We start from the raw sequence: 17,018 nt of genomic DNA, 5'->3' as shown, positions 1-17,018 counted from the left end.
TTCTGGGTATCCGGAATCAGTGGGCACAAGGCACAAAGGCAAGTCGTCCCTATAAAACGAATGCAGACCGGAAAAATTAGCGTTTGAGAATTTGTGTCAGGAAGAGCATCCCGACGTGCAATAGACCGCCCACAGTGTGGCGAGGGGATTGATTCCTGCGGGCCTGCGCAGCCCCGCGGGAAAATCCCCTCGCCACACAGCAGGTTATGGGTGCATCAGCGCGTCAGGCGCTGATCGCCAGGCCATGGCGCCGGTGATGCACGCTCAACTGATCCTTGATCAGCCGCAGCACCCGGGCCTCGTGTTCGTGGATGAAGAAGTGACCGCCGGCCAGCATGTCCACCGAAAAACTGCCCGAGGTTTCCCGGCGCCAGCCGATCAGTTGTTCGGTATTGGCTTTGTCCGTGGTGCCTCCCAGCACATGCACCGGGCAGTTGAGGGGCGGCCGGATCCTGGGCTGGAAATGCCCGCACATGAGGAAGTCCGCGCGCAGGACCGGCAACGTCAGCGCCATCAGCTCTTCGTTGGCCAACACCTCTTCGCTGGTGCCGTTGAGGGTGCGCAGTTGCTCGATCAGCTCGGCATCGGTTTTCGGCTCGGCGAAACCACGATCGTAATCGGCCCGCATCGTTGGCGCGGCAGTGCCCGAGGCAAACAGCGCCACCGGCTCGGCGCAGCCCAGCTCACGCAAGGCGTGGGCGATTTCACAAGCCAGCAGCGCCCCCAGGCTGTGACCGAACAAGGCGTAGGGCGCCTGGAGCGTCGGCAGCAGTTCCCGCGCCAGTTGCAGCGCCAACGGGCCCATGTCGGTGTGCAACGGCTCGTCGAAACGCGCCCCGCGCCCCGGCAGCTCCACCGGCCGCACCTGCAGCCACTGGGGCAACTTGCGTCGCCAGCGGTTGTAAACCATCGCGCTGGCGCCCGAGTAAGGCAGGCACAGCAAGGTCAGTTGGGTCACAGCGGTTTTCTCCGAGCGGTGGTGTATGGAAGATAACGAAGTGGCAAGGCAATGAATTAGTCGAATGCACCGTCGACGCGCCATCTTACTATCGGCTGCCCTTATACTGGCGGGCATCCTGTCCAGGCTCTGTACGAAAAGCCTTGATACTCGTTCAGGCTGCGTTGAGAACAACCTCGCAATGCTCATGCATTCTGCGCTTGCCCGGCTGCTTTCGCCTTGCCTGACCTCGTCTCAAAACTTTCGTACAGAGCCTGGCCCACCGAAAAGGAGCCCGTCATGAGCTGGTCCGCCAAGCAATATGTCACCTTCGAACAGGAACGCACCCGTCCGGCCCGAGACCTGCTGGCCGCCATCGCGAGCATGGCGCCCCGCTCGGTGATCGACCTGGGATGCGGCCCCGGCAATTCCACCGAACTGCTGGTGCAGCAGTTCGACGGCGCGACGGTGCGGGGCCTGGACAGTTCCGCCGACATGATCGCCGCCGCTCGCCAACGCTTGCCCGACGTGGCGTTCGAAGTGGCGGACATCGGTCAATGGCAGGAGCCCGGGCCGTTCGACGTGATCTTCGCCAATGCCGTGCTGCAATGGCTGCCCGACCATGCCCGCCTGCTCCCCGCGCTGGTGGACAAACTGGCGCCCGGAGGCAGCCTGGCGGTCCAGATGCCCGATACCCTGCACCAGCCATCCCACCGCCTGATGCGCGAAATCGCCGCCAGCGGCCCCTGGGCCAGCCAACTGGCCGGGGCGGCCGATACCCGTACCGAGGTGGAAGACGCCAGCACCTACTACTCGATCCTCAAGCCCCACTGCGCCCGTGTCGATGTGTGGCGCACCACCTACCACCATCCGTTGGCCGGCGGTGCCGCCGGGGTGGTGGAATGGTTCAAGGGCAGTGGCTTGCGGCCGTTTCTCGATCCCCTGGACGAAGCCCAGCGCGCCCGATACCTGGAGCAATACCTGAAGGCGATCGAACAGGCCTACCCCGCCCTGGAAGATGGCACGGTGCTGCTGCCGTTCCCCCGGGTGTTCATGGTTGCCACGCGTTAAAACCGTGTGGCTGATTCCCGCAGACAAATGAACCATACGGGCCACCAGGGCTTGTACGAAAAGTACAAAGCCCTGGGCGCTGGTCGGCGGTGAGGGGCTAAATTTCTGTTCCGGCCCCTCGTTACCTGCCAAGACCAAAACCCACAAGAGTGACCGCCGTGGACCTGCAAACCATCCTGGGCAAACTGTTCGCCAATGCCGGCGCCGTTGGTATCGAAGGCGTTTTCCAATTCGTGTTCGGGCCTCATCAGGCGTACTGGTCCGAGGTCAAGGCCAGCAGTCGCACCCAGGCCGGCCACCACGCCAGTCCCGACGTGACCATCGAGGTCGCGGAAAAAGACTTCCTCGGGATCATGGCCGGCATGGCCAATGTCGAGGAGCTGTTCGCCAGCGGCCGCCTGAAGATCGGCGGCAACATGGGCCTGGCGACCCTGCTGCCGCAGATCATCGACCATGCCCGGCATGGGGGTGGCGTGGTAGAAAAAGTCGACATGAACAAGCGCTACCCCACCCCACCGCGCTTCAGCGAAAAACTCACCGCCAGCCTGCCCACCCAACGCACCGTGGAGCGGCGCCCGCGCAGCGATCTGTCGGTGCAGGAGTTCCAGTCGCGCTACCTGCCCCACGGCATCCCGGTGGTCATCAGCGATGCGTTGCGGGACTGGCCGCTGTTCAAGCTCAGCCGCGAAGAGTCCCTGGTGCACTTCGCCGAGCTGCAAGGCATCACCCGCCACGGCGACTACGTGAAGAAAACCTTTTCCACCGAACGGGACTTTCGCTCCACCTCCATGGCCGATTTCATTGCCTCCCTGGACAACCCGGCCCCCAGGAGCGCCGACGGCGAACCGCCGGCCTACATGGGCAACAACATCCTGCCGGCGCAACTGATGGAGCAGATCAAGTACCCGCCCTACTTCGATTCGTCGCTGTTCATCCCGCCGCGCATCTGGATCGGCCCCAAGGGCACCCTGACGCCCCTGCACCGGGACGACACCGACAACCTGTTCGCCCAGGTCTGGGGTCGCAAGCGCTTCATCCTCGCCGCCCCCCACCATCGCGAGGCCCTGGGCACCTGGTCGACGGCTCCCCAGGGCGGCCTGGACGGCTGTGACTTCAACCCGGATGCGCCAGACTACCAACGTTTTCCCGCCGCCCGGGACGTGACGTTCATGCGGATCACCCTGGAGGCCGGGGACCTGCTGTTCCTGCCCGAGGGCTGGTTCCACCAGGTGGAGTCGGTGTCTACCTCACTGTCGGTGAACTTCTGGGTGAACTCCGGAAGGGGCTGGTAAGGCCGAAGTTGAACACCGTCCTGTGGCGAGGGGATTTATCCCCGTTGGGCTGCCTAGCAGCCCCAGGATCTCCAATCCGACTCTTGCTGATACACCGAGTTGGCTGGTTTTAGGGCCGCTTCGCAAGCCCAGCGGGAATAGATCCCCTCGCCACCCATTCTTCCGTTCATCAGTGTTTCACGTCATCGTGAAGATCGCTTCACCCAAGTGAACTCTGCACTCCTCCCGTCAGTCAGCAGGTAAGGCCCTCACTTCAAGGTGCTAGACCATGCAGATATCTCTCGCCCGACAAGTCGCCCTCGTCACCGGCGCCAGCTCCGGCATCGGCGCAGGTTCGGCCAGGGCCTTGGCGGCGGCCGGTGCCGCCGTGGTGCTCAATTATCATTCCAGTGCGGGACCGGCCAGGGAACTGGCCGAGGAAATCAACGACAGCGGCGGTCGTGCCATCGCCCTCGGCGCCGACGTGGCGAAAGAGGACCAGGTCGAACGGCTGTTCGCCCAGGCCCTGGAGACGTTCGGTGCCCTGGACATCCTGGTCGCCAATTCCGGCCTGCAGAAAGATGCCGCCGCCGTCGACATGAGCCTTGAGGACTGGAACACCGTGATCGGTGTCAACCTCACCGGCCAGTTCCTCTGCGCCCGCGCCGCCCTGAGGATTTTCAACCGCCAGGGCATTCGCCAGGGCGTATCCCGCGCCGCCGGCAAGATTATCCACATGAGTTCGGTGCATCAGCGCATCCCCTGGGCCGGGCACGTCAATTACGCAGCCTCCAAGGGCGGCATCGATCAATTGATGCAGACCCTGGCCCAGGAAACCAGCCACCAGCGCATCCGCATCAACGGCATTGCTCCCGGCGCCATCCGCACGGCCATCAACCGTGAAGCCACCGAGGGTGAACAGGAGCAAAGGCTGCTGGAGCTGATTCCCTATGGACGCGTCGGCGAAGTGGACGACGTGGCCAACGCGGTGGTCTGGCTGGCGTCGGACCTGTCCGATTACGTGGTGGGTACCACATTGTTCATCGATGGCGGGATGAGCCTTTATCCGGGGTTCCGTGACAATGGCTGAGCATGACGAACCCCAGAGCCCCATCGAGAATCACGGCATCATCGGCGACATGCGCACCGCCGCGCTGGTCAATGACCGAGGCAGCGTCGATTTTTTCTGTTGGCCGGAATTCGACAGCCCGTCGATCTTCTGCTCGCTGCTGGACACGCCCCAGGCCGGCATCTTCCAGCTCGCTCCAGACCTGCCCCAGGCGCGTCGACAACAGATCTACCTGCCCGACACCAATGTGCTGCAGACCCGTTGGCTGAGCGACGGCGTGGTGGTGGAGATCACCGACGTGCTGCCCATCGCAGACAGCGAAGACGATCTGCCGGTGCTGATGCGCAAGGTCCATATGGCGGTGGGCCGCGCGACGTTTCGCATGCGCTGCGCGGTGCGCCACGACTATGCCCGGGCCGCCACCGAGGCACGCCAGGACGGCCCCCATATCTGTTTCGAGGCGCCGGGACAACCGAGCCTGCGCCTGTGTTCGGACCAGGCCATGGCCCTGGATGGCAACGCAGCGGTGGCCGGGTTCACCCTGCAGGAAGGCCAGAGCGCCGAATTCCTGCTGGGGGGCATCGACGACCCCAGGCTCACCGACGACGTCAGCGCACTGTGCCTGGAACGGACCCTGGCGTTCTGGCGCAGCTGGATCGGCCAATCCAACTATCGAGGGCGCTGGCGGGAGATGGTCAACCGCTCGGCCCTCACCCTCAAGTTGCTGACCTCGCGCAAACATGGCGCCATCCTGGCCGCCGCCACTTTCGGGCTGCCGGAAAGCCGGGGCGGCGAGCGCAATTGGGATTACCGTTACACCTGGATCCGCGACGCCTCGTTCACGGTCTATGCGTTCATGCGCCTGGGCTTCGTCGAAGAAGCCAATGCCTACATGCGTTTCCTGCGAAACCGGGTCAGCGACTGCTGCGAGCAGCCGACCAAACTCAACATCCTCTACGGCCTCGACGGCCGGCAGGAACTGCCGGAAAGTGAACTGCCGCAGCTGAGCGGCTTCGGCCAGGCGCAACCGGTGCGCATTGGCAACCTCGCCTACCAGCAAGTGCAATTGGATATCTTTGGCGAGCTGATGGATGCGGTGTACCTGGTCAACAAATACGGCGAGGCCATTTCCCATGAAGGTTGGAAACACACCGTCGACGTGATCGACCAGGTGTGCAGCATCTGGCAGGAAAAGGACGTAGGCATCTGGGAGATGCGCGGCGACAAGCAGCATTTCCTGCACTCGCGGCTGATGTGCTGGGTGGCCGTCGACCGCGGCATCCGCCTGGCGGTCAAGCGTTCCCTGCCTGCGCCGTTCAGCCGCTGGGACGAGACTCGCCAAGCCATCTACCAGGACATCTGGACGCATTTCTGGGACGACGAACGCCAGCATTTCGTCCAGCGCCTGGGCAGCACGGCGGTCGATGGTTCAATGCTGCTGATGCCACTGGTGCGTTTCGTCAGCGCCCGCGATCCGCGCTGGCTCGCCACCCTGGACGCCATCGAAAAACACCTGGTGCGCGATGGCATGGTGTATCGCTACCGCAACGACGACCAGCCGATCGACGGTCTCAGCGGCAGCGAAGGTTCATTCGTCGCGTGCTCGTTCTGGTACGTCGAATGCCTGGCCCGCGCCGGCCGCCTGGAAAAAGCCCAGCTGGAATTCGAACAACTGCTGCGCTACGCCAACCCGCTGGGGCTGTACGCCGAGGAGTTCGACAGCCATGGCTATCACCTGGGCAACACACCCCAGGCCCTGAGCCACCTGGCGCTGATCAGCGCGGCCAGTTTCCTGGATCGCCAGTTGAGCGGCGAGAAGCACCACTGGCAGCCGTGAGCGAGGTCGCCAGCACTTTCAAAGTGAACACACTGTGGCGAGGGGATTCATCCCCTCGCCACAGATCAAGCCCCTTTGTCACAAGACTACGGCGCCAACTGGCTTGTTGGCTCAGCCAATTCGATGTCATCCAGCGCTCGGTCGGCCAGCAATGCACCCAGTTCGATCAATTGCTGAATGCCCAGCGCCACATGCCGCCGAGAGCCCTCCAGCTCGAACGCCAGGTCGCTGACCATGGCATTGGCCGAGGCCAGGGTTTCGCTGAGGCTGGTCAGGACCGATTCGGTGTTGATGCCTGGAACCACCGAAAAGACGCGGCCGTCCTGGGTGTCGGGCTTGGCTGGCGTCGGGGTGGACAGATGGATATTCAGCGCCCGGTCGGCCGCTTCGCGGAGTTTTCTTGAATCGAGGGTGGTGTAGGAAGAGAGGTTTTCGGCGCGTGGGGGGTTGGGGGTGATCTTGACCATGACATAAAGCTCCATTCAAAAGTGGAGTTCGCCATTCCGCGACCAAGCAGAGGGGTGGCGAACTGTGCGCAGGTTGGTCGACCAGGGAATGGAAACCCGGCAGGGCCCGAAGCCCTCCCACGCACAGCCGGCCATAAAGCAGGCAGCCGCTCGCGCGGCATTGTGCGCCATTCTAAACCCGGGCGACCAAGCCCGGTCGCTGATTTTGCAGCGACCGATAAAGCCTATCCCCGCCTCTTCCGAACCGACAACCGCCGCGACTCGTCAGAAAATTCCGGTTCACCTATTTTTTTGTAGGAACACCACACCATTGTGGCGAGGGGATAAATCCCCTCGCCACAAAAGCGATCACCGCCACTTTCCCATTTATCGCCACTGCCCGTTAGAAGTTGCCAGCCCGGAAAACCCCTCCTAAGATCGATGCACTCACGGGTGCAGCGGAGCTGCCCGATAAAAGCCCGACTCAAGGACCTGACATGACTCATATCAAACGCCCCATCACGACCCCACTCCGAACAGGCCTGACCCGGGAGGATCTCTGGGGAAGCCATGACCGGGGCTTGATCAAGTGCTGGGAAATCGGCCGCGACCGCGCGTCGAAGTTTCCGGAACTGGCGCAACGTTGCCTGGCCGGTGAGTTGCCGGTGCTGGGCTGGAAAGGCGGGGTCAGCCGCAGCTTGAAGAAGAACGAAAAATTCGGCTGCCTCAAATACCTCGCCCAATGGCAAGGGCTGCGCGGTGAAGACCTGGACATCGACCTGTCCCAGGAACGCACCCTGACCTGCTCCAGCACGAAGATGAACGTGACGTTCACGCCGGATCGGGCCAAATATGTGAATCAGGAGCCCGCCTGAACACAACCGGAGGCCACCATGCACCAGGAACCCAAGGTCGATTTCGCGGTGACGCCGCTGTTGCGCATCGCCTATGAAGAGCATGGCCCAGCCACTGGGGAGCCGGTGATCCTGTTGCACGGTTTTCCCTACGACCCCAGGGCCTTCGATGAAGTCGCCCCGGTGCTCGCCGGTCGCGGTTACCGGGTCATCGTGCCCTATCTGCGCGGCTACGGCCCGACCCGGTTCAACAACCCCGCCATCATCCGTTCCGGCCAGCAAGCGGCGCTGGCCCAGGACCTGCTGGACCTGATGCACGTGCTCCATATTCCCCAAGCGGCACTGTGCGGCTACGACTGGGGCGGCCGGGCGGCATGTATCGTGGCGGCGTTGTGGCCCGAGCGTGTGCGCTGCCTGGTCACCGGGGACGGCTACAATCTGCAGGACATCCCTAGATCGACCCAGCCGCTGGACCCGGCCACCGAACATCGCCTGTGGTACCAGTACTACTTCCACACGCCCCGCGGCGTCGAAGGCCTGACGCAGAATCGACGTGAACTGTGCGCGTTGCTCTGGCGCCTGTGGTCGCCAACCTGGAAGCGCGGCGCCGAGCTGTACCCGCTGAGCGCACCGTCCTTCGACAACCCGGACTTCGTCGACGTGGTGATCCATTCCTATCGGCATCGTTTCATGTATGCACCGGGGGATCCGACCCTGGAAGGGATCGAGGAACAGCTGGCGGCGCAACCGGCCATCCGCGTGCCGAGCATTTCCCTGTGCGGTGCCGACGACGGCGTGGGCCCGGCCCCCGAGCTGGACGAGGACGCCGGACACTTCACCGGTTTCTATGAACGCCGAGTGCTGGCCGGCGTTGGCCACAACATTCCCCAGGAAGCACCCGAAGCCACTGTCAAGGCGCTGCTGGATCTGCTTGAAGGCTGACCGCGAAACGCTCGCGGTACGCCTGGGGCGTCACGCCCATGGCCCGCAGGAAACCGCGTCGCAGGGTTTCCTCGCTGCCAAAGCCGCATTGCGCCGCCACCCGCTTGATCGGCACGACGGTGTCGGCCAGTAGCCGGCGGGCGGTCTCCACGCGGATCAGCTCCACCGCCCGCGCCGGTGTCTGGCCAGTCTCGGCGCGATAGTGACGCACGAAGCTGCGTTCGCTCATGCCTGCCTGAGCGGCCAGGTTGGGCAGGCCAAGGTCGCAGGAAAGGTTTTCGGCGATCCAGGCATGCAATTCATCGAAACGACCACCCTGGTTCTGTAGCGACAAGGTCACGCTGAACTGCGACTGCCCACCCGGCCGCTTGAGAAACACCACCAGTTGCCGGGCGACCTCCAGGGCCACGGCACGTCCCAGGTCGTCCTCCACGAGCGCCAGGGCCAGATCGATGCCAGCCGTGACCCCCGCCGAGGTCCAGACCGGACCGTCGTTGATGAAAATCGGGTTGGGTTCGACCCGCAATTTCGGATGCTGCTCGGCCAACTGCTCGCAGCGTGTCCAGTGCGTGACCACCCGCCGGCCGTCCAGCCAGCCGCTGGCAGCCAGCAGGAACGCGCCGGTGCATACCGACGCCACCCGCCGCGAACGCAGGCCATGATTCTTGACCCAGGCCACCAGCGCAGGGTCCTTCGCCGCCTCGTACACGCCCCAGCCACCCGCGATAAGCAGGGTGTCGCTGCCCTCATCGGGCAACGGCTCGGCCAGCAACGCCAGGCCCGCCGACGACACCACCGCCCCGCCACCGGCCGCCACCACCGTCGGCGCATACGGCAACGGCAAGCCACGCTGGCGGGCCAGGTCGTTGGCCGAGGCGAACACTTGCAAGGGCCCGGTGACATCCAGCACCTGCACATTGGCGAAGGCCAGTACATGAACGGTTTTCGGTGAATGGGACATATTGGCGTAATTCGTGGGGTGATTGGCGTATACGCCAGAGCCTACGGACCTAAAGTAGAACCGTCCACCCCCGGGCACCCTGACAAGGAGAAAGCGACATGACACTGCAGATCGGCTTGCTGTTGTTCCCCCAAGTCCAGCAACTGGACCTGACCGGCCCTTATGACGTGCTGGCCTCGTTGCCGGATGTGAAAGTGCATCTGATCTGGAAAGACCTGGGGCCTGTCACCTCCAGCACCGGGCTGGTACTGTCGCCCACCACCACGTTCGAGGACTGCCCGAAGCTGGACGTCATCTGTGTCCCTGGTGGCAGTGGTGTCGGCCCGTTGATGGAAGACGAACAGACGCTGGCCTTCATCAAGCGCCAGGCCAGCCAAGCGCAGTACATCACCTCGGTGTGCACCGGCGCACTGGTGCTGGGTGCGGCGGGACTGCTGCGAGGGAAGCGGGCTACCACCCACTGGGCCTACCACAGCTTGCTGTCGCCCCTGGGTGCGATCCCGATCAAGGAGCGCGTGGTACGAGACGACAAGCTCATCACCGGCGGTGGCATTACCGCCGGGATCGACTTTGCCTTGACTCTGGCGGCCGAGCTGTTCGACCAGGACACCGCCGAGCTGGTCCAGCTTCAACTCGAATACGCCCCTGCCCCACCGTTCGACGCTGGCCACCCGGACACCGCACCCGCGCAAGTGCTGGAAGAGGCCAATCGGCGCGCGGCGGAGTCGTTCCGGGTGCGCTCGCAGATCACCCAACGTGCCGCGGCGCGAATGACGGTGGCTTGACGGTCAATCCCCAGTCGGCATGAGACCGGCGGCGAGGGGGGTATCCCGCTCGCCGCCGGTTTCAACGAGTACGTCATTCTTCCTGGCGATACAGGACCATACCCGCGTGATAGAGCACACCTTCGCGAAAATCCCCATCGGCGGTGAAACCGGTGTCGTCGTGATATTCGATGTGGTCGCCCTGCAGCCAGTAGTCGCCTTGATAGGCGCTTTCACGTGTACCGCGTGCTTCGTCATAACGCCCCCCCGGCAGCAGCCGATGGCGGATCACGCCATCGGCCGTCACCCACAGGCCGACGAACTTGTCCTGGTCTCCAAATGCCTTTCTCATAGGAACGTCTCCTGTCGGTCGAGTCGGTTCAGAACGGACTGGCGGTTGGCCGCACCACCAGCTCGCTGACGTCCACATCCGCCGGTTGCTCGATGGCGTAGGCGATCGCCCGGGCAATCGCCTCGGCGGGGATCGCGATCCTGCGGAACTCGCGCATCTCGGCACGTCCACCTTCATCGGAAATGCTCTCGGCCAATTCCGACTCGGTCACGCCAGGGGAAATGACCGTGACTCGCACATCACCGCCGACCTCCTGCCGCAGCCCCTCGGAAATGGCCCGCACGGCAAACTTGGTGGCGCAATACACCGCGGCGGTCGGGCTGACGGTGTAGGCCCCGATGGATGCGATGTTGATGAACTGGCCGCTGCGCTGACGCTGCATCAAGGGCAAGCCGGCCGCGATGCCATGGAGCACGCCACGGATGTTGACATCGATCATGCGATCCCATTCCTCGACTTTCAGCGCCTCGAGCTTGGAGAGCGGCATGACTCCGGCGTTGTTGATGATCACGTCGACCCGGCCGAAACGCTCGACCGCGAAGTCAATCAAATCCTGGACATCGTCGCGGCGGGTCACGTCCACCGCTTTGCAGACGGCCTGCTGGCCTTTTGTTTCGAGCTCCTGGACCAGCGCCTGCAAACGGTCGACGCGACGTGCACCGAGTACTACGCGGGCGCCTCGTGCCGCCAGCAGACGTGCCGCGGCTTCACCAATCCCGCTGCTGGCACCTGTGATCACCACTACTTTGTTCTGGATATCGGACATGATGGTTTCCTCGTCTGGATGTGTTGGCCCCCGGTGGGAGCGTTTCGACAGGTCCAGATTAGGGAAGCAGTCGATCTCAGGGTTAGCCGGATCCTCCTGCGCACTTGCACGATCCTGTAGCGATAAAACCGACTCTGGTCGCCGGCCGCGCAATCGGCTTTACTAGCGCGATCCATTCATTTGGCCAGGGAGATTGATCGGCATGTCGGTATCCACCTCCATACAGATTGCGCCAGACGACGGCGTCAACCAGCGCCGCGCAGAGCTGGCGGAGCTGATGAAACGTTACGCACCGGAAAATGGGGTCTTCCCCACGGCCATCGAACCCTTGCACCTGATTCGTAGCGACCAGCCGACCGATGCCCTGCATCTCGTGCACAAGCCGGGCCTTTGCGTGATCATCGAAGGACGCAAGGAAGTACGGCTGGCGGATGAATGCTACGTATATGACCCGCTCAATTACCTGGTGGTCTCGGTCACGCTGCCACTGGCCGGCCAGGTCATCGAAGCCAGCCCCGAGCGACCTTATATGTGCATTCGCCTGGACATCGATCCGGCACAGATCTGCCGCCTGATCGCCGACGCCAGCCCCATCGGCGTACCGGCCCAACGGAGCGGGCGTGGATTGTTCCTGGACCGCATCGACGCGCCGCTGCTCGATGCCGTATTGCGACTGTTGCGACTGCTGGAGAGCCCGGACGACATCGCCACCCTGGCTCCTCTGGCCCAGCAGGAGATCTTCTACCGTCTGCTGCGTGGTGCCCAAGGCCAGCGCTTGCATGAAATTGCCATTCCAGACACCCAGGCCCACCGCATCAGCCGCGCTATCGAGTGGCTCAATACCCATTATGCCGAGCCGCTGAGCATCGACAGCCTTGCACAGATGATCAACCTCAGCCCTTCTGCGTTGCATCACCGATTCAAGGCCGTGACCGCCATGAGTCCATTGCAGTATCAAAAGCAGCTGCGCCTGCAGGAAGCCCGACGGTTACTGCTTTCCGAGAACAGCGATGTTTCGTCAATCGGCTACAAGATGGGTTACGAAAGCCCTTCGCAGTTCAGCCGCGAATACAGCCGTCTATTCGGCGCATCTCCGAGCAAGGACATCGCCCGTCTACGTGCCCAGGCGCTGCAAGCCAACACTGCCTGATCCTGCACACAAACAGGATCAGGCAAAACCGGGGCAGTATTCGTCTAACGACCGCACCCATCGCGCCCCTAATCTGAACCCATGCAGCAAGACAACCGTCACGCTGCAACGGGTTCAGCAGATCACGATATCTGAACGACCCGGCACTCAACCTTTGATATGACCGGAGTCTTACCATGAAAACTTTCAACACCCTGATCGCCGCTACTACCTTCGCCCTGAGCGCCAGTGCCTTTGCCCTGCCGAGCCAGCAAGAAGACCGTTTCTTCACCCAGGCCTCGGATTACCAACAGACGATGGCCGCTGATGGCGCGGAGCGGACCCCTGGTGGCCAGGCCCTCGCCGCTGATGGCGCGGATCGGACTTCCGGCGGCCAGGCCCTCGCCGCTGATGGCGCAGATCGGACTCCCGGCGGCCAGGCCCTCGCCGCTGATGGCGCGGATCGGACCATGGGTCAGCGCCTGGCATGATGGGCCACTTTTACTCAGGCAAAAAAAACCCGCCGAAGCGGGTTTTTGAGGACCAATTTGACTCCTTGTCTGGCATTCCATGCCTGGTCCCATCATCCATGACCCCAAGCACTCCCTGTACTCAGTGGATGGACACAGATTAGGCCCATCGCTGATTTGGCAAAAGACGAGAAAGTAGCACCGATGTGTAAGCCTTTCGCTATACCGCTCAGCACAGTTTTTTATGGGCAAAAAAAACCCGCCTAGGCGGGTTTTTTCCAAGACCATTACGACTCCCTGTCGATAGCCATCCTGGCATGGTCGATCGTCCCTGATCCTGAGCACTCCCTGTGCTTCAGTGGATGAGTACAGATTACGCGTCGGATCCAAAACGAAACAGACGACATAACTACCATCTCGTGTAGGACATTCGCCATAGCCACCTTCCGTAAACCCTTAGGTAACTCAGGTATTGGCCAGAAACTCTTCGATATTGGCCATTTGTTCGTCCCAGCCACGGCTGTCCATGCGAAAAGCCTTGAGTCGACGAGCTTCGGGGATACCACTGAACCCCGACTCCACCACCTTCAGCAAGGTTCCACCGTCCATATCCTCCAGCTCGAATTGAACACGCGTTTCGGGTTCTTGGGAGTAATCGACCTCGGGCTCAATGGCGTAGGGGTGCCACCGAAAGGAGAAGAATCGCTCGGGCTCGACCCGCTCCACCGCCACATCCCAGGTAAGGTGCTCATAACCGGGATAAGTGATCCTTCCTTGGGTACGCTCACCTGCCACAAACCGTTTGCCCTCCAGGGCTACGCCAAACCACTGCCCGAAAGTTTCGGCATTGGCCAGGGCCCGCCAAACCTGGGAGCGCGGCACCTTGAGCAGGATCTTTCTTTCGATGCGATCGGATAGATGCATGGGTCACCTCCTGTGTTCAACAGTAGGCCTGTAAGACCACGAGGCCAACCGGAAAGTTGTATCTGTCTGCGGTTTGACAGTGCGACGGCGTTAAAACGCCTGGGGCGAGGTAAACTCCCCCGGCATTTTTTACCTTCAAGGAGAGATGATCATGTCCTCACGCTTGCTGCTGGCCCTGGCACCGCTGATTCTTGCCAGCGTTGCCCAAGCCGATGATTGCACCAACGCCATGACCCAAGGTGAAATGAATCAATGTGCGGCCCAGGAAAAGAAGGCCGCCGATGACGAACTGAATCGCCTGTACAAGCAAATCACAGCACGCCTGAAGGACAACCCAGGGGCCAAGCAACTGCTGGTCAAGGCACAACGGGCCTGGATCGGCTTCCGTGATGCTGAATGCAATTTCTCAGCGTCCGGGGTCGAGGGTGGCAGTGTTTATCCACTCATTTACGGCAATTGCGTCACCGCCTTGACCAAAGCACGCGTCGAGACCTTCAAGACCTACCTCAAATGCAAGGAAGGTGATCTGAGCTGCCCCGTGCCTGAGGCATGACTGACCTGATGCAAAAAGGATGAGCTTTCAGCGCATCCTTTTTCTGCACAGGTGATTCAGACCAGAAAAACAAAACCCCTACCTGCATCAGCAGATAGGGGTTTCGGAATTTAATCTTGACGATGACCTACTCTCACATGGGGAAACCCCACACTACCATCGGCGATGCATCGTTTCACTTCTGAGTTCGGGATGGGATCAGGTGGTTCCAACGCTCTATGGTCGTCAAGAAATTCGGTAGCCAGCGCGTGCCTTACGGTCACGTTCCAGCGAATGGGTATGCGATAGTTTGTGTGTTGCCTGCAGCACGTTCGAACTTTCGGTTCGTTTCGTCTTCACAACACCGCAATCTGGTCTCTGTCGAGTCGACAGATTGCTTGGGTGTTATATGGTCAAGCCTCACGGGCAATTAGTACAGGTTAGCTCAACGCCTCACAGCGCTTACACACCCTGCCTATCAACGTCGTAGTCTTCGACGGCCCTTCAGGGAGCTCAAGGCTCCAGTGAGATCTCATCTTGAGGCAAGTTTCCCGCTTAGATGCTTTCAGCGGTTATCTTTTCCGAACATAGCTACCCGGCAATGCCACTGGCGTGACAACCGGAACACCAGAGGTTCGTCCACTCCGGTCCTCTCGTACTAGGAGCAGCCCCTCTCAAATCTCAAACGTCCACGGCAGATAGGGACCGAACTGTCTCACGACGTTCTAAACCCAGCTCGCGTACCACTTTAAATGGCGAACAGCCATACCCTTGGGACCGGCTTCAGCCCCAGGATGTGATGAGCCGACATCGAGGTGCCAAACACCGCCGTCGATATGAACTCTTGGGCGGTATCAGCCTGTTATCCCCGGAGTACCTTTTATCCGTTGAGCGATGGCCCTTCCATACAGAACCACCGGATCACTAAGACCTACTTTCGTACCTGCTCGACGTGTCTGTCTCGCAGTCAAGCGCGCTTTTGCCTTTATACTCTACGACCGATTTCCGACCGGTCTGAGCGCACCTTCGTACTCCTCCGTTACTCTTTAGGAGGAGACCGCCCCAGTCAAACTACCCACCATACACTGTCCTCGATCCGGATAACGGACCTGAGTTAGAACCTCAAAGTTGCCAGGGTGGTATTTCAAGGATGGCTCCACGCAGACTGGCGTCCACGCTTCAAAGCCTCCCACCTATCCTACACAAGCAAATTCAAAGTCCAGTGCAAAGCTATAGTAAAGGTTCACGGGGTCTTTCCGTCTAGCCGCGGATACACTGCATCTTCACAGCGATTTCAATTTCACTGAGTCTCGGGTGGAGACAGCGCCGCCATCGTTACGCCATTCGTGCAGGTCGGAACTTACCCGACAAGGAATTTCGCTACCTTAGGACCGTTATAGTTACGGCCGCCGTTTACCGGGGCTTCGATCAAGAGCTTCGCGTTAGCTAACCCCATCAATTAACCTTCCGGCACCGGGCAGGCGTCACACCCTATACGTCCACTTTCGTGTTTGCAGAGTGCTGTGTTTTTAATAAACAGTCGCAGCGGCCTGGTATCTTCGACCGGCGTGGGCTTACGCAGCAAGTGCTTCACCCTCACCGGCGCACCTTCTCCCGAAGTTACGGTGCCATTTTGCCTAGTTCCTTCACCCGAGTTCTCTCAAGCGCCTTGGTATTCTCTACCCAACCACCTGTGTCGGTTTGGGGTACGGTTCCTGGTTATCTGAAGCTTAGAAGCTTTTCTTGGAAGCATGGCATCAACCACTTCGTCACCCAGAGGGTAACTCGTCATCAGCTCTCGGCCTTGAAACCCCGGATTTACCTAAGATTTCAGCCTACCACCTTAAACTTGGACAACCAACGCCAAGCTGGCCTAGCCTTCTCCGTCCCTCCATCGCAATAACCAGAAGTACAGGAATATTAACCTGTTTTCCATCGACTACGCTTTTCAGCCTCGCCTTAGGGACCGACTAACCCTGCGTCGATTAACGTTGCGCAGGAAACCTTGGTCTTTCGGCGTGGGTGTTTTTCACACCCATTGTCGTTACTCATGTCAGCATTCGCACTTCTGATACCTCCAGCAAGCTTCTCAACTCACCTTCACAGGCTTACAGAACGCTCCTCTACCGCATCACTTACGTGATACCCGTAGCTTCGGTGTATGGTTTGAGCCCCGTTACATCTTCCGCGCAGGCCGACTCGACTAGTGAGCTATTACGCTTTCTTTAAAGGGTGGCTGCTTCTAAGCCAACCTCCTAGCTGTCTAAGCCTTCCCACATCGTTTCCCACTTAACCATAACTTTGGGACCTTAGCTGACGGTCTGGGTTGTTTCCCTTTTCACGACGGACGTTAGCACCCGCCGTGTGTCTCCCATGCTCGGCACTTGTAGGTATTCGGAGTTTGCATCGGTTTGGTAAGTCGGGATGACCCCCTAGCCGAAACAGTGCTCTACCCCCTACAGTGATACATGAGGCGCTACCTAAATAGCTTTCGAGGAGAACCAGCTATCTCCGAGCTTGATTAGCCTTTCACTCCGATCCACAGGTCATCCGCTAACTTTTCAACGGTAGTCGGTTCGGTCCTCCAGTCAGTGTTACCTAACCTTCAACCTGCCCATGGATAGATCGCCCGGTTTCGGGTCTATTCCCAGCGACTAGACGCCCTATTAAGACTCGCTTTCGCTACGCCTCCC

15 protein-coding genes, 2 rRNA genes and 1 pseudogene (1 of these 18 only partly in view) are annotated in these 17,018 nt (G+C 60.8%); 10 read left to right on the top strand and 8 right to left on the bottom strand.

Annotation, left to right across the window (positions count from 1 at the left end; translation table 11 throughout):
• Positions 1–223: 223 nt before the first annotated feature.
• Positions 224–958: a thioesterase II family protein gene (locus BW992_RS15790; protein ID WP_072392081.1), complete on the bottom strand. Its 735-nt coding sequence runs from the start codon at positions 956–958 to the stop codon at positions 224–226.
• A gap of 279 nt (positions 959–1,237) precedes the next feature.
• Between BW992_RS15790 and tam the strand changes: the two genes are divergently transcribed.
• The 4 genes from tam (at position 1,238) to BW992_RS15770 (ending at position 6,185) form a co-directional block, all read left to right on the top strand.
• Positions 1,238–2,008 (top strand): trans-aconitate 2-methyltransferase, encoded by a 771-nt coding sequence (tam, locus tag BW992_RS15785; RefSeq protein ID WP_072392078.1) that lies wholly within the window; start codon positions 1,238–1,240, stop codon positions 2,006–2,008.
• Positions 2,009–2,166: 158 nt separating this feature from the next.
• Positions 2,167–3,300 (top strand): cupin-like domain-containing protein, encoded by a 1,134-nt coding sequence (locus BW992_RS15780; RefSeq protein WP_072392075.1) that lies wholly within the window; start codon positions 2,167–2,169, stop codon positions 3,298–3,300.
• A 268-nt stretch (positions 3,301–3,568) separates the two neighbouring features.
• Positions 3,569–4,369: an SDR family oxidoreductase gene (locus tag BW992_RS15775; RefSeq protein WP_072430716.1), complete on the top strand. Its 801-nt coding sequence runs from the start codon at positions 3,569–3,571 to the stop codon at positions 4,367–4,369.
• Positions 4,362–6,185: a glycoside hydrolase family 15 protein gene (locus BW992_RS15770; protein ID WP_072392069.1), complete on the top strand. Its 1,824-nt coding sequence runs from the start codon at positions 4,362–4,364 to the stop codon at positions 6,183–6,185. The genes BW992_RS15775 and BW992_RS15770 overlap by 8 nt, the downstream gene beginning before the upstream one ends.
• 86 nt (positions 6,186–6,271) lie before the next feature.
• Here BW992_RS15770 and BW992_RS15765 read toward each other — a convergent pair whose 3' ends face one another.
• Complete coding sequence (locus BW992_RS15765) at positions 6,272–6,652, bottom strand: DUF6124 family protein (RefSeq protein ID WP_072392065.1); 381 nt, start codon at positions 6,650–6,652, stop codon at positions 6,272–6,274.
• Positions 6,653–7,128: 476 nt separating this feature from the next.
• On the opposite strand from BW992_RS15765, the gene BW992_RS15760 reads away from it, so the two are divergent.
• Positions 7,129–7,506, top strand: coding sequence for a hypothetical protein (locus tag BW992_RS15760; protein ID WP_076406535.1), 378 nt, complete (start codon positions 7,129–7,131; stop codon positions 7,504–7,506).
• Positions 7,507–7,524: 18 nt separating this feature from the next.
• Entirely contained in the window at positions 7,525–8,427 is a 903-nt protein-coding gene (locus BW992_RS15755) for an alpha/beta fold hydrolase (protein ID WP_072392059.1), read from the top strand.
• Here BW992_RS15755 and BW992_RS15750 read toward each other — a convergent pair.
• Positions 8,396–9,388: a GlxA family transcriptional regulator gene (locus BW992_RS15750; protein ID WP_072392055.1), complete on the bottom strand. Its 993-nt coding sequence runs from the start codon at positions 9,386–9,388 to the stop codon at positions 8,396–8,398. The genes BW992_RS15755 and BW992_RS15750 overlap by 32 nt on opposite strands.
• A gap of 98 nt (positions 9,389–9,486) precedes the next feature.
• On the opposite strand from BW992_RS15750, the gene inhA reads away from it, so the two are divergent.
• On the top strand, positions 9,487–10,173 hold the full coding sequence (gene inhA / locus BW992_RS15745) for an isonitrile hydratase (protein WP_076406533.1): 687 nt from the start codon (positions 9,487–9,489) through the stop codon (positions 10,171–10,173).
• Between the two features lie 73 nt (positions 10,174–10,246).
• On the opposite strand, the gene BW992_RS15740 is transcribed toward inhA, so the two are convergent.
• Together BW992_RS15740 and BW992_RS15735 are read right to left on the bottom strand one after the other, a co-directional pair.
• Positions 10,247–10,504, bottom strand: coding sequence for an Atu4866 domain-containing protein (locus BW992_RS15740; protein ID WP_072392049.1), 258 nt, complete (start codon positions 10,502–10,504; stop codon positions 10,247–10,249).
• A 28-nt stretch (positions 10,505–10,532) separates the two neighbouring features.
• Complete coding sequence (locus BW992_RS15735; RefSeq protein ID WP_072392046.1) at positions 10,533–11,270, bottom strand: SDR family oxidoreductase; 738 nt, start codon at positions 11,268–11,270, stop codon at positions 10,533–10,535.
• Between the two features lie 202 nt (positions 11,271–11,472).
• Here BW992_RS15735 and BW992_RS15730 point away from each other — a divergent pair, with 202 nt between their 5' ends.
• On the top strand, positions 11,473–12,420 hold the full coding sequence (locus tag BW992_RS15730; RefSeq protein ID WP_072392043.1) for an AraC family transcriptional regulator: 948 nt from the start codon (positions 11,473–11,475) through the stop codon (positions 12,418–12,420).
• A gap of 290 nt (positions 12,421–12,710) precedes the next feature.
• Positions 12,711–12,890, top strand: a pseudogene (locus tag BW992_RS27555) (hypothetical protein); the annotation flags it as partial.
• A 444-nt stretch (positions 12,891–13,334) separates the two neighbouring features.
• On the opposite strand, the gene BW992_RS15720 reads toward BW992_RS27555, so the two are convergent.
• A complete protein-coding gene (locus tag BW992_RS15720) occupies positions 13,335–13,793 on the bottom strand; it encodes an SRPBCC family protein (RefSeq protein WP_072430722.1) in 459 nt (152 codons plus the stop codon).
• A gap of 151 nt (positions 13,794–13,944) precedes the next feature.
• Here BW992_RS15720 and BW992_RS15715 point away from each other — a divergent pair, with 151 nt between their 5' ends.
• Complete coding sequence (locus tag BW992_RS15715; RefSeq protein ID WP_072430730.1) at positions 13,945–14,346, top strand: lysozyme inhibitor LprI family protein; 402 nt, start codon at positions 13,945–13,947, stop codon at positions 14,344–14,346.
• A 114-nt stretch (positions 14,347–14,460) separates the two neighbouring features.
• On the opposite strand, the gene rrf is transcribed toward BW992_RS15715, so the two are convergent.
• Both rrf and BW992_RS15705 read right to left on the bottom strand, forming a co-directional pair.
• Positions 14,461–14,576 (bottom strand): 5S ribosomal RNA (rrf, locus tag BW992_RS15710).
• A gap of 158 nt (positions 14,577–14,734) precedes the next feature.
• Positions 14,735–17,018 (bottom strand): 23S ribosomal RNA (locus BW992_RS15705); it runs 608 nt beyond the window's last position.

It is taken from the genome of Pseudomonas sp. 7SR1 (assembly GCF_900156465.1).
GTDB lineage: Bacteria > Pseudomonadota > Gammaproteobacteria > Pseudomonadales > Pseudomonadaceae > Aquipseudomonas.
The sequence above is the reverse complement of the archived record's forward strand: the minus strand, read 5'-3'. Positions and strand labels throughout refer to the sequence as shown.

Excerpts from the sequence above, each read along its gene's own strand:
- BW992_RS15715 (WP_072430730.1), top strand. The coding sequence starts at position 13,945 with ATGTCCTCACGCTTGCTGCTGGCCCTGGCACCGCTGATTCTTGCCAGC.
- BW992_RS15765 (WP_072392065.1), bottom strand. The coding sequence starts at position 6,652 with ATGGTCAAGATCACCCCCAACCCCCCACGCGCCGAAAACCTCTCTTCC.
- BW992_RS15750 (WP_072392055.1), bottom strand. The coding sequence starts at position 9,388 with ATGTCCCATTCACCGAAAACCGTTCATGTACTGGCCTTCGCCAATGTG.
- BW992_RS15720 (WP_072430722.1), bottom strand. The coding sequence starts at position 13,793 with ATGCATCTATCCGATCGCATCGAAAGAAAGATCCTGCTCAAGGTGCCG.
- BW992_RS15755 (WP_072392059.1), top strand. The coding sequence starts at position 7,525 with ATGCACCAGGAACCCAAGGTCGATTTCGCGGTGACGCCGCTGTTGCGC.
- BW992_RS15775 (WP_072430716.1), top strand. The coding sequence starts at position 3,569 with ATGCAGATATCTCTCGCCCGACAAGTCGCCCTCGTCACCGGCGCCAGC.
- tam (WP_072392078.1), top strand. The coding sequence starts at position 1,238 with ATGAGCTGGTCCGCCAAGCAATATGTCACCTTCGAACAGGAACGCACC.
- inhA (WP_076406533.1), top strand. The coding sequence starts at position 9,487 with ATGACACTGCAGATCGGCTTGCTGTTGTTCCCCCAAGTCCAGCAACTG.
- BW992_RS15740 (WP_072392049.1), bottom strand. The coding sequence starts at position 10,504 with ATGAGAAAGGCATTTGGAGACCAGGACAAGTTCGTCGGCCTGTGGGTG.
- BW992_RS15735 (WP_072392046.1), bottom strand. The coding sequence starts at position 11,270 with ATGTCCGATATCCAGAACAAAGTAGTGGTGATCACAGGTGCCAGCAGC.
- BW992_RS15760 (WP_076406535.1), top strand. The coding sequence starts at position 7,129 with ATGACTCATATCAAACGCCCCATCACGACCCCACTCCGAACAGGCCTG.
- BW992_RS15730 (WP_072392043.1), top strand. The coding sequence starts at position 11,473 with ATGTCGGTATCCACCTCCATACAGATTGCGCCAGACGACGGCGTCAAC.
- BW992_RS15770 (WP_072392069.1), top strand. The coding sequence starts at position 4,362 with ATGGCTGAGCATGACGAACCCCAGAGCCCCATCGAGAATCACGGCATC.